The organism is uncultured Gimesia sp., from assembly GCF_963976445.1.
Lineage (GTDB): Bacteria > Planctomycetota > Planctomycetia > Planctomycetales > Planctomycetaceae > Gimesia.
In genome coordinates this window covers 586,332-601,505 of the sequence record NZ_CAXBKP010000001.1, presented here as the reverse complement: position 1 = coordinate 601,505, position 15,174 = coordinate 586,332, and the positions used below count along the sequence as shown (strand labels likewise).

General features: G+C 50.4%; 9 protein-coding genes and 1 tRNA gene. 4 read left to right on the top strand and 6 right to left on the bottom strand.

Annotation, left to right across the window (positions count from 1 at the left end; translation table 11 throughout):
• Nucleotides 1–236 precede the first annotated feature (236 nt).
• Nucleotides 237–1,673, bottom strand: a complete 1,437-nt coding sequence (locus tag AAC022_RS02220) for a sulfatase-like hydrolase/transferase (protein ID WP_339727530.1) — start codon at nt 1,671–1,673, stop codon at nt 237–239.
• Between the two features lie 146 nt (nt 1,674–1,819).
• Here AAC022_RS02220 and AAC022_RS02215 point away from each other — a divergent pair, with 146 nt between their 5' ends.
• Nucleotides 1,820–2,953, top strand: coding sequence for a DUF6263 family protein (locus AAC022_RS02215; RefSeq protein WP_339727528.1), 1,134 nt, complete (start codon nt 1,820–1,822; stop codon nt 2,951–2,953).
• Between the two features lie 510 nt (nt 2,954–3,463).
• On the opposite strand, the gene AAC022_RS02210 is transcribed toward AAC022_RS02215, so the two are convergent.
• The 4 genes from AAC022_RS02210 to AAC022_RS02195 form a co-directional block, all read right to left on the bottom strand.
• A complete protein-coding gene (locus AAC022_RS02210) occupies nt 3,464–4,999 on the bottom strand; it encodes a sulfatase (RefSeq protein ID WP_339727526.1) in 1,536 nt (511 codons plus the stop codon).
• Between the two features lie 545 nt (nt 5,000–5,544).
• Nucleotides 5,545–8,199, bottom strand: coding sequence for an arsenate reductase (azurin) large subunit (locus AAC022_RS02205; RefSeq protein WP_339727524.1), 2,655 nt, complete (start codon nt 8,197–8,199; stop codon nt 5,545–5,547).
• 63 nt (nt 8,200–8,262) lie between these two features.
• Entirely contained in the window at nt 8,263–8,820 is a 558-nt protein-coding gene (locus tag AAC022_RS02200) for an arsenate reductase (azurin) small subunit (RefSeq protein ID WP_339727522.1), read from the bottom strand.
• Nucleotides 8,804–11,446, bottom strand: coding sequence for a cytochrome c peroxidase (locus AAC022_RS02195; protein ID WP_339727521.1), 2,643 nt, complete (start codon nt 11,444–11,446; stop codon nt 8,804–8,806). Before AAC022_RS02195 ends, AAC022_RS02200 begins: the two co-directional genes overlap by 17 nt.
• 519 nt (nt 11,447–11,965) lie before the next feature.
• Between AAC022_RS02195 and AAC022_RS02190 the strand changes: the two genes are divergently transcribed.
• The gene (locus AAC022_RS02190) at nt 11,966–12,199 is read left to right on the top strand and encodes a hypothetical protein (RefSeq protein ID WP_339727520.1); all 234 of its coding nucleotides are present in this window, start codon (nt 11,966–11,968) and stop codon (nt 12,197–12,199) included.
• Between the two features lie 69 nt (nt 12,200–12,268).
• Here the strand turns inward: AAC022_RS02190 and AAC022_RS02185 are convergent.
• Nucleotides 12,269–12,339: transfer RNA gene (locus tag AAC022_RS02185), tRNA-Gln, on the bottom strand.
• Nucleotides 12,340–12,621: 282 nt separating this feature from the next.
• Between AAC022_RS02185 and AAC022_RS02180 the strand changes: the two genes are divergently transcribed.
• On the top strand, nt 12,622–13,359 hold the full coding sequence (locus tag AAC022_RS02180; protein WP_339727519.1) for a tetratricopeptide repeat protein: 738 nt from the start codon (nt 12,622–12,624) through the stop codon (nt 13,357–13,359).
• A gap of 72 nt (nt 13,360–13,431) precedes the next feature.
• Nucleotides 13,432–14,808 (top strand): tetratricopeptide repeat protein, encoded by a 1,377-nt coding sequence (locus AAC022_RS02175; RefSeq protein WP_339727518.1) that lies wholly within the window; start codon nt 13,432–13,434, stop codon nt 14,806–14,808.
• Nucleotides 14,809–15,174: the final 366 nt, after the last annotated feature.

Genomic DNA, 15,174 nt, shown 5'->3' with positions numbered 1-15,174 from the left:
ACTGCCCGCGTTGTGATGTGAACGATTTAAGAGAAGAGCGTAAAATATGCCAATTATGCCGGTTTGGTGTCTGGCGGCAAGATGGTTGTTCCTAAATCCTTTTTATATAGTGGCTTATGGGTTTTTGAAAGAAAAGGGGGCGATCGAGTTCGACATTGTAAAATCAACCAGACTCAGGTCTGCGCCATCATTATGATTTGATTGCGAAATCATTAATACAACAGTCAGTGTTGCTTTTAGGAACTTTTTGCTGAAACGAGAGAGGCATCGTTCTGCTGCTTTCGCCAGGCGTTTAATTTGCGATGCAGCACGTCGCGGGTCTGCAGATACTGTGCGTCTTCAGAAAGATCATGCTGTTCGAGCGGGTCCTGTTTCAGGTCGAACAGCTGCACGCGATTGAGATGCGGATAGACAATCAGCTTCCAGCGATCAGTGCGGATCATTCGCTGCGCATTACGGAAGTAGCAATAGACTTCGTCGTAGATCGCTTTCTTGTCGCCAGTCAGTACGGGCTTGAGGCTCTTGCCTTCCACCGTCTGCGGAATCGGAACGCCGGCCAGATCACAGGATGTGGGATACAGGTCGCGCAGGTAACATTGGGCAGCAGAACGTTTGTCCGCAGGAATGCCCGGGCCGACCATAATCAAGGGGACGCCGACCGTGTGCTCGTACATATTCTGTTTTCCCCGCAGACCATGACTACCCATTGCCAACCCGTGATCGCTGGAGTAAATCAGAATGGTATTCTCCCACTGCCCTGATTTTTTTAATGCATCCACAATTCGTCCGACCTGTGCATCGAGATGCGAAACAACCGAGTAATACAGGGATAAATCGTTTTGCACGATCTTTTTGGTACGTGGCCAGGGAAGCAGCCTTTCATCGCGGCCGTCAAAGTTTCCATGATCGAATGGATGTTCGGGCTGAAAATTTGCGGGAACAGGGATTTGATCTGGATTGTAATATTGTTCATAGCCAATCGGCATCAACAGCGGATCATGAGGAGCCGTAAAGCAGACATGCAGAAAATAAGGCTGCGTATGCTTGCGTTCGATGAATTCAATCGCGGCGTCCGCAAAGTGCTCGCTGATGTTCGAACTCAGCCCGACTCCTTTCTGAGGAAACATGTTCCGTTTGTCGTCTTGAAAGATCCAGCCACGATAACCGGTCACAAGCAAGCCGTTGCCGTCATAAGAGGGGACGGCCCAGCGTCCGCCGCCACCAGTGAAGAGTCCCAGCGTTTCATCATAGCCGCGAATCACCGGCTTGCCGTCGTTATGCCATTTGCCGACATACCAGGAATGATATCCCGCCTTGTGCATCGTCTGTGACCAGGTTGGCAGTTCCGGTTTGATCGGTTTGCCGAAATCCATAGAGCCGTTATGAAACCCGCTTACTCCGGTCAGAATTTCCGCTCGGCTCGGCGTACAGATCGGATTCGCACAGACAGCCCGGGTGAAGCTGGTCCCTTGTTTGACCAGTTGATCCAGGTGCGGCGTCTTGATCACGCTGTTTCCTAACGCCCCGATCGTATCTGGCCGCTGGTCGTCACTGAGTAAAAAAACAATATTCGGGCGTGAGGCTGCTTTTTTTGTCGCCTCTGCTACCGCTTCACTCTGTAGGTGAGATATTAAACAAAAGACTGCCAAAATAGCCTGAAACACTGTTTTCATTGGATCTCCCCATGGAAAAGAGAATCGTCCTTTGAGGGCCGAATTCGTCTTTCACTAAATCTCTATTACTGATAACTTTTGCATCTCAAAAGTATCATGAAACCGCTATTCGTTAGTTTTCTTTATCTATTCTGGGCCAAGTCGTCATGCAGGGCAAGCGTTATATCAGCTGGATGCTGGGAATTATGATTCTCGCCGGGACCGGCTGGTCATTCTGGACCAAACAACAGAACGAACAACCAGAGGAAGCGGAGAGCAAATCTCCCGCCGAAACAACGGCCGCCCAACCGTTGCAAACGCCGCTGGAAGTACAGAATGCCTCGTTGCAGAATGAAAAAGTGGAAGTGCTGGAGCTCAATCTGGCCGTCAATCAGCGGTTTCCGATGATCAAAACAGTGGAACAGAGTCTGTCGCAGGCCTCAGCGGCAGGAATCGTAAACAGCAAATCAAAGCTGGAACTGGTTCTGGCTCTGACAGTGGAAGAACTTCAAGACGACGGTCGCAAGCGGTTCAAAGTCCGTTATACGGGCGTGAAATATTCACACAATATCGCCGGGGAACAGGTCAACTTCGATTCCAACCGTGTGAGTGGCCCGGTGCCTCCGGAAGTACAGGCTTATCAACGTCTGGTTAACAACGGGTTTTCTTTTTGGATCGGCGCGGACAATAAAATTGTCGAGCTGGTCGGCTTTGATGAATTTATCAAACGCTGTTTGCAGAATACACCCGCCAGCCAGAGGGAAACCGTGCTAGCTAAAATTTCCGAATCGTCGGGCGATGATGGCGTGGCGAATTTCATCGACGACAGTATCGGCCTCTTGCCTTACAACATTGACGAGAACCACAAAGGGGGCGCGATTCGCGTGGGGGAAACCTGGACGAAAACCCGCCGCGTGACGCAGCCGATCCCGATGACTCTGAAAACAGAATATACACTGCGTGAGTTGAACGACAAAATCGCGACGATCAACATTGCCGGAGATATCGCCGCTTCCAAAATCAGCAGCCCGATCAATCAGAACGGCAAGTCGGTGCAACTTTACATTCGCGGCGGCAAGTCGTTCGGCACCTGCCTGATTGACCGTAAAACAGGTCTGCCTCTCGAATCAAAAATCGAACGCTTTCTGGAAACGACTGTCAAGCTGGCCAGTGGCAAACAGTTTGAACAGCAGAAGCAAATTATAACCACGATCCGCGCATTCCCGCATCAGGAGGAACGTCCCCTCGGCCCCGCAGCAAAAATCACACCCCGCGGCACACTCAAACGATCCGCAAACTGAGTTCTTCGAGAGTGAATCAAGACTACTCAATTCCCGTGTGTCACTGTTCGGCTTGCCCGTCGGTATTGTTGCGAACGGAGTGAAGATGCCCCTGTTCCTATGAATGCGTTTTCTCATGCACTGTTGGCAAGCCAACAGTGCCACCCGAGAACGTTCTCTAGTAGAACTATAGCTACTAGGAAAAGCACGAAAGCACACGAAATCGATTAGGCAGGGTAGCTCCGAATGTAATTCGGGGTTGGCGCAGACAACGGGAAACTGTCAGGGAAAATGCCCAATAGAAAAGAATAGAACAAACAGCTGTTTAACGAAAATAGATCAAATATTTCTTAAAGTTACCAAAGCAGGGTGCCACTGATCGGCTTGTCCGACAGTGCTGGTACAACTCATATTGGAGTTGATTTTTATAATAAACCCAACGAGCTCACTCTCTCTTCGAGAGACTTCACCGGAACCTCCTGCTCTGGATGCACGGCCCGAATTGCATTTGAGCCGATCTATTGGGCAAGATTACTCAGGTTTGTGCTTCTCAATTTTATAAGGTCCCAATGCGGGATCGGTCAGGAACCAGTCTTTCGGGCGTTCCTGCAGACGTTTTGAATAGACACGAATGGAGCGTTCGTCCCAGAACTTGGGGATCGAGGGGTCTTCCGGAATCCGTCCTTTGTCGTCGATTTCCACCATCCACTGATCTAATGCCGATGACAGTCGTTGTTTCGTTGCCTGATGTTCGGGTGATTCTGCCAGGTTATTGACTTCCCAGGGATCGTTCTGCAAGTCATACAGTTCCTCTTTCGGGCGGCGGTCTGCCATCAGCGCCAAGGGATGCCCGGTCAATTTACCTTCCGCGTGTAAATGACGCATCAGGCCGATAATTGGATAAGATTTTTCCTTGTAACGGTTGATCTGCAGGAACGGATGCTCCGGATATTTGTTGCTCAGGTAGCGATAACGTTTGTCGCGCACCGTGCGGATGTGAAACACGGTTTCGTCTCCTCGGTCGCGTCCACCAAACAGATACGTGCGTGGCGGCTCGGCCTGCGTTCCCAGAAAGACTTGTCCCTGCATTTTGTCTGGCTTGTTGACGCCCGCTAAGGCGAGAGTCGTTGCGCTCAAATCGATTGAGGAAATCAACTGCTCACTTTTTTCGCCGCGTGTATAACGTGCGGGATCGGGAAGTGAATCATTTCCTTCAGGCCAGTAAATGATGAGGGGAATATGCAAACCACTATCATAAGGCCACTGTTTGCCGCGGGGCATGGCGCGGCCGTGATCGCCGAGAAAAATGACAATGGTATTCTTATCGAGTTTGTCTCGCTTCAATAGATCCAGGATGAAGGCGACTTTCTTGTCGACAGCCATTACGGCGTTTAAATATTGTGCCCAGACTCCCCGTGAGACGGCATGATCGGGATAATAATCGGGGAGCTTTACTTTTGCCGGGTCAGCCTGATAGCCGATATGGTCGTGGGACGTATTCCAGGCACCACCACGATGGGTTTCTGAAAAATTGATCTGGGCATAGAACGGCTGCTGATTCTTCAGTTCATCCCAGTCTTTGACATCGAATGGTTGTTTGCCTTTGGGATAAGTGAAATTCCAGTCGGTCTTGCCGGTCCCTTTATAGAATTTTGCCAGTTTTCGATCATTGGTCAGAGTTTTAATGTTGCCCGTTGTGTAACCGGCGGGACGCAGCCAGTCGGTGATGACGCGCACGCCGTCCGGCAGTGGATTGGTTCCCTCACGGTGTGAACGATGATTCTGTGCGTCGATCGACATGGCATACATGCCCGTCATAAATGAAGAACGGCTGGTAGAACAGACGGGCGTCACCGTGAACGCGTTTTGGAACTGCATCCCGTTTTTTGCCAGACGATCCAGAGTCGGCGTTTTGACTTCGGGAGTGCCATAACAGCCGAGTTCAGGGCCCATGTCTTCGGCAATGATCCAGAGGATGTTCGGTTGTTGTCCAGACGCCTGCAGAAGCTGTTCCTGGCTGAACACCATCAAAGCCACAAGTGAGAACGCAATCACAATTCGATTCATAGATAGAGACTCTTCACCAAAAGAGGGAATACGAAAGAGACGAGAATAGAACTCTCGGTTGCTTTATCATCGGCGATGAAGGAATCATTGTCAATCAATGACCGGGAATTGTCGACGGTTTCTGATCTGTAAGGGATGCGTTTTCTCGTTCACTGATAGCATGCCAACAGTGCCAGCCGAGAACGTGATCTCGTAGAAAATTTACTACCACGAAAAGCACGAAATTACACGAACAACATCAGTTAGGGTAGCCCCGAATGCAATTCGGGGTTGGCGCAGACCACGGGAGGTTGCAGTAGACTTTGACGATTTCATAATAACGAAACGAACAAGTATTCGTAGGGGCTGGTCTGTGTGCCAGCCCGTGGGGTTGAGGTTGTTTGTGGGTGACTTTCGGAAGTGAGAACCAACTCCCACCCGAGGGTGATATGAAGTTGTATGCTACAAGGCGGGCAGGCACATAGACCTGCCCCTACATCTGAGCTAAGAATCGAGCTCCTGGTTTTGAATCGATCTTACTTTCTGTTGCAGTATGAGATCGGAAATCAGGCGCCGCTGTAATCGCGTTGCTTGAAGCTCATTTTCTGGAAGTCATCTTTAAATGGAGATTCGCCCAGCTTTTCAATGTTGGCTTTGCCCAGCTTATAACGATAGCTGTGCGTGATCGGGTCGGGCACGCGATGCACCAGACTGTTGCCCATGCGTTTCCCATAGAGAAACATGCCAAACAGTAAGCCCGGTTTGACGGCCGTCGTCAGAATGGCGACCGCTTTCATTTCTCCGCTGCCAACGCGAATGTGACCGTCTTTCATTAATTGTGTGAAGGAAAAACTCTTGGGTTCGATATGTTGGAAGCCACTCTCCTGGACCAGAATGTCATCGCTCCACAAACACAACTCATCGCCACTTTCAATTCCGAGTGGCCCGGCATCGTCCGGATGAATTTCCACAAACGCATCCGGCCAGCGATCCGTGAGATATTTTTCGCGCAAGGTATCAAAACCCGATTGCCAGGTTTCGTTGATCCGGCCCACGGTAAACCAGAATTCTCCCAGATCACGCTTTGGGGAAATCCGCTCGTAATAGTCTTCGAATAATTCCCAGGGACTTTGAATCAGCAGTGCTTTGCCCGAATGGGTGTTGAAATGTGTCAGCCACTTGGGATGTGAGGTCGGCCCTTGTGGCGTTTCCAGATTGAGTTCCGGATCATGCAGGCGTCGTGTGCCAACCAGTTCGTTTTCTTCGAGTCGGATTGGGGTCTGAATGCCTGTCGTTCCCAGTGCGCGTAATGCTTCATGACCTTTGACTCCCTCCTGTTTGGCTTTCCAGACGAGGGGATAATAATCCAGAATATTTCCACGGCTGAAGCGGGCCGCTTCTTCAAACACGGTATTGGCGTCCTTCCAGTCGAAGCCTTTGAATCCCATTTTTTGTGCGAACTGGCTGATCGCCCACCAGTCCGGTTTGGCTTCTCCCGGCGTATCACTGAAGCGGGAATACAATCGCAAACGCCGTTCTCCGTTGCAGCGGGCGCCATCGTGCTCTCCCCACTGGGCGGCTGGCAAGACAATGTCGGCTAATTCCGTATTCAGTGGTTCGACGGGATAAATATCCGAATCCACAAGTACCATGCCGCCACTGTCCACACGGTCGATGAATGTCTGGATGATTTCTTCGCGATTTGAACTGCTCACCTGATGCGGATTCTCTGTCGTCTGTTGGCGAAATTTCTTCAGCAGTTCCTGACTGGCGGTCATGGCGCCCAGCCATGTGGTGCCGATCACCCAGGCAAATCGGACTTGCCCCGCGGTGACCCAGCGGTCCAGGTCCAGTTCGAGTCTGCGACGACCGGGAAGTTTCTCTGGCGACTTCGTACGCGGATAGGGGGCCGCTCCAATCCAGCCGCGCTGGTGTCCTCCCAGACGACTGACGACGCGGCCCGGTCGATTGCCGGCGCCACATAATAGTGCCAGTGAGGCAAAACTCGTCGTATTGGTGTAATTGTTACTCCAGTAGTTTCCTTTTTCGAAACCGAAGCTGGTACGCGGCCGTTTTCCGCCGCCACCGGAAATCATTTTGGCGGCCTGTTGAATTTTCTCTTGCGGGATGCCAGTGATTTTGGTAGCCGATTCCAGTTCCGCGGGGCCGTAATTCAGCAACCAGTCCTTATACTTCTCAAAGGACAAGGCGCCGATGCTGCCCCAGGTCGTTCTCCACTGCCACGGCGTATTGCGGGTTCCCCGTCCAAAACCGCTATCAATTTCCCATTCATCGGCGATCCATTTCGAGATGAACTCTTTGTCTTCCCAGCCGTTTTCCAGAATGATGCGATTCATTGCCAGGTGCAGCAACGTATCGGTGCCGGGATTGATTTGCAGAAACAGGCCGCCGTTCTTTTCTGCATACGCGACCCCCGCAGTTCGTCGCGGCAGGACCATGATGATTTTATTGTCCTGATTCATCATCCATTCGGTAAACAGAACTGTTTTTGTTTCGTAAGGGTCGGTCCCGGAAATGAACAACACGTCCGCTTCGGACCAGTCCTGATAACTGGCGCTGAAGGTTTTAATGCCGGCGTCATCAAGTCCCGCCGTATCGTTGCCCATGCTTGGTTTATCGTGCACAGCATAAGCGGGCGTCTGAATGGCTTCGAACGCCAGCTTGGTGATAGCGTAGGTGTTTTCGAAAAACTCGTAAGAATACGTTTTCATCGCCCACGCCGATTCCCCAAATTTCTCCAGCACATGCTTGCTGACGGCGGCCATCACATCAAGTGCCAGATCCCAGCTGACGCGTTCGAGCTTGCCATTAATTCTGATTTGTGGATACAGCAGCCGATCTTTGGTCGGGGCTGAAGGGTGATAACATTTCTTAGCCAGAACTCCGCCACGAATCGAGTGGTTTCCGTTGGGGTTGACGACGGTCGCGTCGAAGTCGGGTAATATAGCGACGTGCTGATCCTGGCCATCCAGTTGCACAATCGCATGCTGATTGGGACTGATCCAGGGCCCAAACTGCTCACCCGGAAAATCGACTCCCAGCGCATTCTCCTTGGCCTGTGGCTTGCCTTCTTTGCCTAGCGGCCAAGTGTAGACTTTGTATCCACAGCCAACAATGCAGTAAGCACAGACGGTCGTGCTGACTTTGGCGTCAGCCGGGGGCAAGGGGATGGCGTCATTGATTTGCTGGTAATCTGTCATAAGATTTCCGTTGACTGAATGTTGTCGATGGTGTTCATTGGAAGCAGCAGTTACCCGATGGTTCTAGACAGGTGCCTGACGGTTATTCGAATAGCCGAAAATTAATCCCTGAATGCCGACGGCGTAGATATCATCGCCTTCGGTTTCGAGCAGGATTTGAGGCAAGCCGGCTGTGGCATGTCCTGAGATGACCATGCCGTGTCGTGTCAGATCAAAGGTCGTCCAGTGCAGATAACAAGGGCCTGCAATACATGCTTTGCCGTCAAAGTTTTCGTCGAGCCTTGCTCCCTGATGCGTACATAGGCTGTTAAACGCGACGACGTTGTTTTCAGGGCCGACGCCTCCCCCAGCAGATTCACTCAGACGAATCAGGTAATTCTCTGCATTCACATGATCCCAGGGGTAGCGAAATTTGAGAGGCTGATTTGGTTTTAGTTGGCTTAATGTACCGATTTTTTTCCGGGGATAGTCGCTGCGTAAGACCTGCGCTTCCCCCAATGTGGGGAGTGTCAATGTCAGCAGAGCGGCACCGGAGCCGAACAGGAAGTGGCGACGACTTAATTGGCCGAGTTCACCTGAGCAGCCTGCGGAGGATGTCTCACATTCAGTTTGTTTTTTCACTAGAACGATTTCCTTCTGATTTGAGACCGGCACTTTGGTATTCGGGCAGCACGGGACGCTCGATCTGAATTGGTTTCCCCGATAACGACTTGAGGAACGCCAGCAGATCGCTTTGTTCCTGCTCATTCAGACCCAGCGGGCGAATCAAACTACTTTTATTGGCAGTCGAGCCGCCGCCCGTGTTATAAAAATCGATGACTTCTTCCAGGGTTCCGAATAAGCCGTTGTGCATATAGGGTGCAGTATGTGTGAGACCGCGTAGTGAAGGCGTACGAAACTTGCCACGATCTGCTTCTCGTTTGGTGACGTAAAACAAGCCGTCATCGGTGAAGGCACTGCGATAGGTTTTTTGGGGCACACCTTTCGCCGCGAGTTCGTAGCGGAAGGTAATCTGCTTGATCGGGCTGGTGAGAAAGTCGGGATTCTGGGGTACGCCGATCGCGTAATAATTGTCATCGCTGGCCAGAGGACCGTTGTGACAGGAAATACAGCCCGCTTTACCCTGAAACAGATGATGGCCCCGTTTGGCAGCCGGCGACAACGCGCTGGGATCACCTTTCAGGAATCGGTCAAAGGGAGTCTTGTTGCTGTTGATGGTTCTTTGAAACGAAGCCACCGATCTTAAGGCGTCATCCCAGCGAGGCAGATCTGTTCCATAAATCGTCTGGAACTGTTTGACGTAGTCCGGAATTTGGGCCAGCCGTTCTTCACCCAGAGTCGGATCAAGATTGCTGGCGACGGCTCCCGTCCAGGCACCGTTGTTCTGGCTTTCGATACTACTTTTCGCGCCATCCCAGTTCAGTTTTCCATAATAGCCGACATTGAGAATGGTTTGCGAATTTCTCCAATGGCTGGTTCCGGGGCCACCCATGGAAATCGGCGTCTGAATCGTCCAGCCTGTCGTGACGGGGTGACAACTGTTGCAGCTCATCGAACTATCAGCCGACATTCGATGGTCAAAATAGAGCTGTCGCCCCAATTCGATTTTTTCGGGAGTCAACGGGTTATCGGCGGGCGTTGGCACTGCGGGCAGTAAAGTCAGCGGAGGGAACGTTCGTTCGTTGTTTGCTGGCGTTGAAGCTGGCTGTTTGGTTTGCTTCTGTTTCGCTGTTTCTGTACGCGGCAATAACTGATACGCGGGCAATTCGGGACGTTCGATGTCGACGGGTTTGCTGCTCAAACTTTTCAGGAACGCGACTAGTGCCTGTTGCTCCGGTTCAGTGAGATTCAATGGTTTCAGATCGGCTGTCTGCTGAGGACCGCCGCCCGCGTTATAGAATGCGACGACTTCTTCCAGCGTCTTTAAGCCGCCGTTGTGCATGTAAGGCGCTGTTTTGGCGACTTCGTACAGAGAGGGGGTTCGGAACTTGCCTCGGTCTAGTGGCGTAAAGGTCATCGATTCTCGGCCGGGGTCCTGTTTCCGATTGCGGTAGTTGGGAGTTCCCAAGATACGGAAGAAGCGGCGAAAGGTGACGGCTCGTTCGGGATCAGCCAGTAGATCGATTTTTGAGGGGACATCGAGGTTATGAAATTTCTGATCGGTGAGTGTCGGCTCCTGATGACAGTTCACACAACCGGCTTTGCCTCGGAACAGAACTAATCCCCATTGTGCTTGATCGGAAAGGGCAGCGGTTTGTCCTGCCTGAAATGCGTCGTAAGGTGTCTGTTGGGAATTGAGTGTTGTGACATAAGCGGTGAGTGCATTGAGAATCCGACCAAATCGCGGCGCGCCCCCATATGCTTTTTCAAACAGATCGCGATACGCGGGGACCTGTACCAGTCGTTCGACCAGCAGTCTGCCATCGCTGGCCATGAAATGCGCTTCGGTCAGATGATCGCGGACCACGCTGGGCAAGTCACCGATGCGTCCGTCCAGAAAATATTCCTTCTGAAAACGGAGGTTCGAGAGTGAAGGCGTGTTGCGAAAGAGTTTCGTGGAAGGAAAACCTTTGCTGAGCGCGCTGCCATCGGTCCAGCTTTGAGCGGGGTGATGACAGTTGGCGCAACTAAGTGAATTATTAGCAGAGAGTCGTTTATCGTGAAACAGATAACGCCCGAGCGTGACCTCAGCTGTGGAAGGCACGGTGAGTCCGCTGGCTTTCAATGGCGCAGTATTGGATTCGACCGGTAGCTTAACTTCAATTGATTTTTGTTGTGTGGGCGCATGATTGAAGGGGGACTCTGCTGCCGGTTTTCCCAGTGAGTCGAGATAATTCACGATCAGATCCAAATCGTTGGCACTCAGTGTTTCTGCGAACGACTGCAGCATGACACCCGCGGGATACTCGTCTTCAGTTCCCTCGGGGGCGATGAACGCATCGGGATTTTTAATCGACTCGCGGATGTATTGTTTCGCGTTGTGATTTTTTCTGCGCGTCGCTGCGGTGATTCCCAGGCGAGACAGATCGGGGCCCACTTCTCCATCAGCACCGGGCACGCCGGGAATGATATGACAGCCGGCACAGCCTCCCAGGTTGAAGGCGTTAATGACGGCAGAAATATTCTGCTTTGCTGTGGGATTCGGTTTTTTCAAGCTCGTTTGTGCGAAACCAGTCGCGGGACCTGCGATGCAAAAAAACAAAGCCCAGATCATGACTGACAGGGCTGTTCTCTGAGGAATCATCATTACCATATTTCGTCCACGAGTTGTGCTGGATTCGATTTATAGAAAGGTGTCAGATCGAGTATAGGCCATGCGTAGAGAGAATGGTATGCATGCACTGATGAATCATTGATGAAGGGACGCGCACACAACACGCAGCGTCGTTTCTGTTGAACTCAGAATATCTGGTCCGATTATTGGTTGCTGAATGAGTACGAATGAATTCCGAACGCTCATGACGTGTAAATACATGTACGCCGCCGCCTGGCAGCCTGTTTGTTTTTTCTGTGATTGGTAGCACCGATTCTGATCCAGAATGATGCATCACTGCAAATCAATCTCGATTTGGCAGGGGTTCATGGAGTGCGCAAATTAGGAATCATTTTTCAAATGATGATTGAACTGATGAAAAATACAGGTAAGCTAAGTTTTAGACTCTCTGTTCATGCCCGTTTGCTTGAATGAGGAGAGAGCTGGTTTTGTGAGTGGCATGCAATGCATGCAGGATCAAATTTTATCATACATCACGAAGGGGAAGATCACATGGCGCTGTATAAATATAGTGAGTGCCTCGAAAAAGCCGATCATCCGGAGTTCGACACGCTGCACAAACCGGGCGAAAACTGTCCGCATTCCGGTATCTACCGCTGCGAAGCATGTGGCGATGAGATCGCCTCAAACAAAGATAACCCGTTCCCACCCCAGAATCATCACCAGCACGCCGAAGACCTGGGACCAATTCAGTGGAAACTGATCATTATTTCCCAGCAACGATGATCCTGAAAACCAGCTTGCGATCCAATAAAAAAAGTCCTGAACCGGTTTGGGTTCAGGACTTTTTGTAAGTTGCCCGACTAGGATTCGAACCTAGACTAAGTGAGTCAGAGTCACTCGTGCTACCGTTACACTATCAGGCAATAAACTGCGTTGTATCTGAGATAGCTAAGCTGAGCAGGTAGCGATACTTGCAGCTAAGCTGGGGCCATTATACGAAATTCTGTTCGCACGCCAAGTCGGTTGGGGAGAGAATTTTCTATTCTTTTCAGTCTGTCTAGCTCTTTTCTCTTCTACCAGAGTATGACAGTATATTGAGAAAGAAGGTTCAGTAAAAGAGCGAGGCCGGAAATTCCCTTATAGGACGAAAGTGCCAGTTTATGAGACGTTTGATATTCCAATGGTGCTTTAGCGGGTTGGTTATAATGCTGTTCGTAAGCGGATTCTGCCGGGCAGCGGAACAGACACCCCAGGTCGAAGCGGTGAAAGAACAGGCCTTACTCAAGCTCAAACTCGCGCAATTGATCGAGGAATTGACGACTCAGATCAAACAAATGCCCAAGGAAAGTGCCTTGTATTCGCGGAGAGGGGATGCGAATTTCTTTCAAGGGGAGTTCAAAGCAGCCGTCGCGGACTATGACAAAATGGTTGAGTTAGACCCGACGATCAAGGCATCTCACTGGCGGCGGGGCATCGCCTGTTATTACGCCAAGCAGTATGCCGATGCGGCAAAGCAGTTTGAAATTTATCACTCATTCGACAATGTCGATCGTGAAAATGGCATCTGGCGTTTCTTTTCACAGTACAAAGCCAAAGGAGCCAAACAGGCACAACAGGGTTTATTAAAATATGAAAAAGACGATCGCGAGCCCTTTCCGGATATTTACCGCCTGTTTGAAGGAAAAGTCACACCTGAGCAAATTCTGAAGAATATTCAGACAGCCGAAATTGATGAGAATGAGCGGGAAAAGCGGCACTTTTACGCGTATCTCTATATCGGTTTGAATGAGTCACTGCAGGGGCGGAAAGAAACGGCACGTAATTATTTACAAAAAGCGGTCAACAACAAATGGGGGCCACGTGCCGGCTTTGGCCCGAATTATATGTGGCACACCGGCCGTTTAGAGCTACAATTGTTAATGGAACCTGCAGCCACAAAGTAAGCCATTCACTCTCTCGCGAACGCCCCATTTTCAAATGGCGACTATCTTAATCTCTGAGGGGATCGAACGACGATGAAATTCAGCCTGCCTGCCATCTCTCCTGTTTTGTGGTTCTGTCTGATTTCCTGCGGCTGCCTGTGGGGAACTCCATTGCAGGCACAGGAAGAAGCCAGTCAGCCGGCAGCGAGTTCAGAACAGGATCCAAAAGCAAAAGCAGCCGCGCTGGAACATGCACAGCGGGGACAGGCCTTTCTGAAACAGAAAAACTGGAAAGATGCGATTGCCGAATTTGAAAAAGCGATCGAATTACAGCCTCAAAGCAGCGCGTTACATTATTTGTTGGGCGTCAGTTACCTGGAAGATACTCAAGCCAGCAAGAGCTGGATTGAAATGCGGAAGGCGGTAGTGCTGGATTCGAAAAACAAGAACGCGACGCGTGATTTCCTGAAATTCTGGGGTTACTTTGATCGCAAAGGCATCTTGAATGTGGGGACTCCAGAGGTCGAATCACTCAAGTTGTTAGGGAAACCGGATCAACAGCGGGATCAGGCGGGTGAGACACATTTGATTTATGGATTTATGTGGCTCAATTTTCGTGGAGGCAGGCTGTATGCCGTGGTTGATACGCGGGGCCTCTCGCCAGAATACGCCAAAGCATTGAAGACAATGGAGTTTCGACTGGGGCCTCCCTGGAGAGAAGGCTACCGATTGATGAACGCAACCAATGCACTCACCGAATATGTGACAACGGGCGAGACCGTCCAGAAATATCAACAGCTATTTTCGACACAGAGATTGTTCAAATTAGGAGAGCAACTCTCAGCCAAAGAGATGATGACTCGAATGAAAGCCCTGGTCGAAAAGTCATATCAGATTGAAGAGTGGAATGTCATTCAAGAGGGGGATGATGATATTCTGTATGAATGGCGTGTGGCCCAGAGCGACAAGACTCCGGCACAACATGAGATGATCAGGATGGTCCGTGGTAAGCGAGATATGCATCGCCTGGCTTATGTGACTCGCAAACTGCCTCTCACTGAAGAGGATCGCAGCCAATGGATTGAGAGGCTGAAATCAGCAAAACTGGTTGAGGCACACCCCAAAGCGAGTCGGCTTACCGCTGCCCAGAAAAAGAATCTGGAAGAACAGTTGATCAAAAAATCCCGAGAAATCATCGCACTGCAGTTGCAATATATTCAAAAGGGAGATGTCGCAGCGATGAAGCCGTTTTTTACGAAACGCGTACGAAAGCGGATTACCGCAGAGTCCCTGGAAATGGCGAAACAACTGGCCGCTTCCGCCACTCCGGAAGAGTTGATTCATTCACTTCAAATCGAAGGTTCAGGAGATCAGATTCGTGCCAAAATCAAAATGAAAAATGGCCGGACTTTAACGACTCTAGTTCCAGTCGAGGGAAAATGGGAAGCAGACACAGTCTGGTTTAAATAACCGATTGAGTCGCACCTAGATGCACAGGGCTTCCTAAACCGACTGAATTATCAAATCGCCATGGGTGCGTGTGGTTGTTTGTTCACCTTTCGGGTGAGTTTTCAACCTGAAATCTCAGGAAAATTTTCAAGAATTTTCTAATCGCTCAGATCACGATTTCCTGCCAAATCCTATCAGGGTGAATTGGTATAAGTGTTTTATTTAAAACATGTTATGTCGCAATTCTCCACTTGCCTTTTATGTGTCTTCCCATTGGGTTTTCTACTCACCCTTACGATTAGCATAATTCGTCTCAACTTCTCAATACGATTATTCCGAAAGATCAGAGTAACCGCTTGTACCCGGATAATCGGAATAGTTTTACAT

Coding starts and splice junctions, on each gene's coding strand:
- AAC022_RS02220 (WP_339727530.1), bottom strand. CDS start 1,673: ATGAAAACAGTGTTTCAGGCTATTTTGGCAGTCTTTTGTTTAATATCT.
- AAC022_RS02215 (WP_339727528.1), top strand. CDS start 1,820: ATGCAGGGCAAGCGTTATATCAGCTGGATGCTGGGAATTATGATTCTC.
- AAC022_RS02210 (WP_339727526.1), bottom strand. CDS start 4,999: ATGAATCGAATTGTGATTGCGTTCTCACTTGTGGCTTTGATGGTGTTC.
- AAC022_RS02205 (WP_339727524.1), bottom strand. CDS start 8,199: ATGACAGATTACCAGCAAATCAATGACGCCATCCCCTTGCCCCCGGCT.
- AAC022_RS02195 (WP_339727521.1), bottom strand. CDS start 11,446: ATGATGATTCCTCAGAGAACAGCCCTGTCAGTCATGATCTGGGCTTTG.
- AAC022_RS02190 (WP_339727520.1), top strand. CDS start 11,966: ATGGCGCTGTATAAATATAGTGAGTGCCTCGAAAAAGCCGATCATCCG.
- AAC022_RS02180 (WP_339727519.1), top strand. CDS start 12,622: ATGCTGTTCGTAAGCGGATTCTGCCGGGCAGCGGAACAGACACCCCAG.
- AAC022_RS02175 (WP_339727518.1), top strand. CDS start 13,432: ATGAAATTCAGCCTGCCTGCCATCTCTCCTGTTTTGTGGTTCTGTCTG.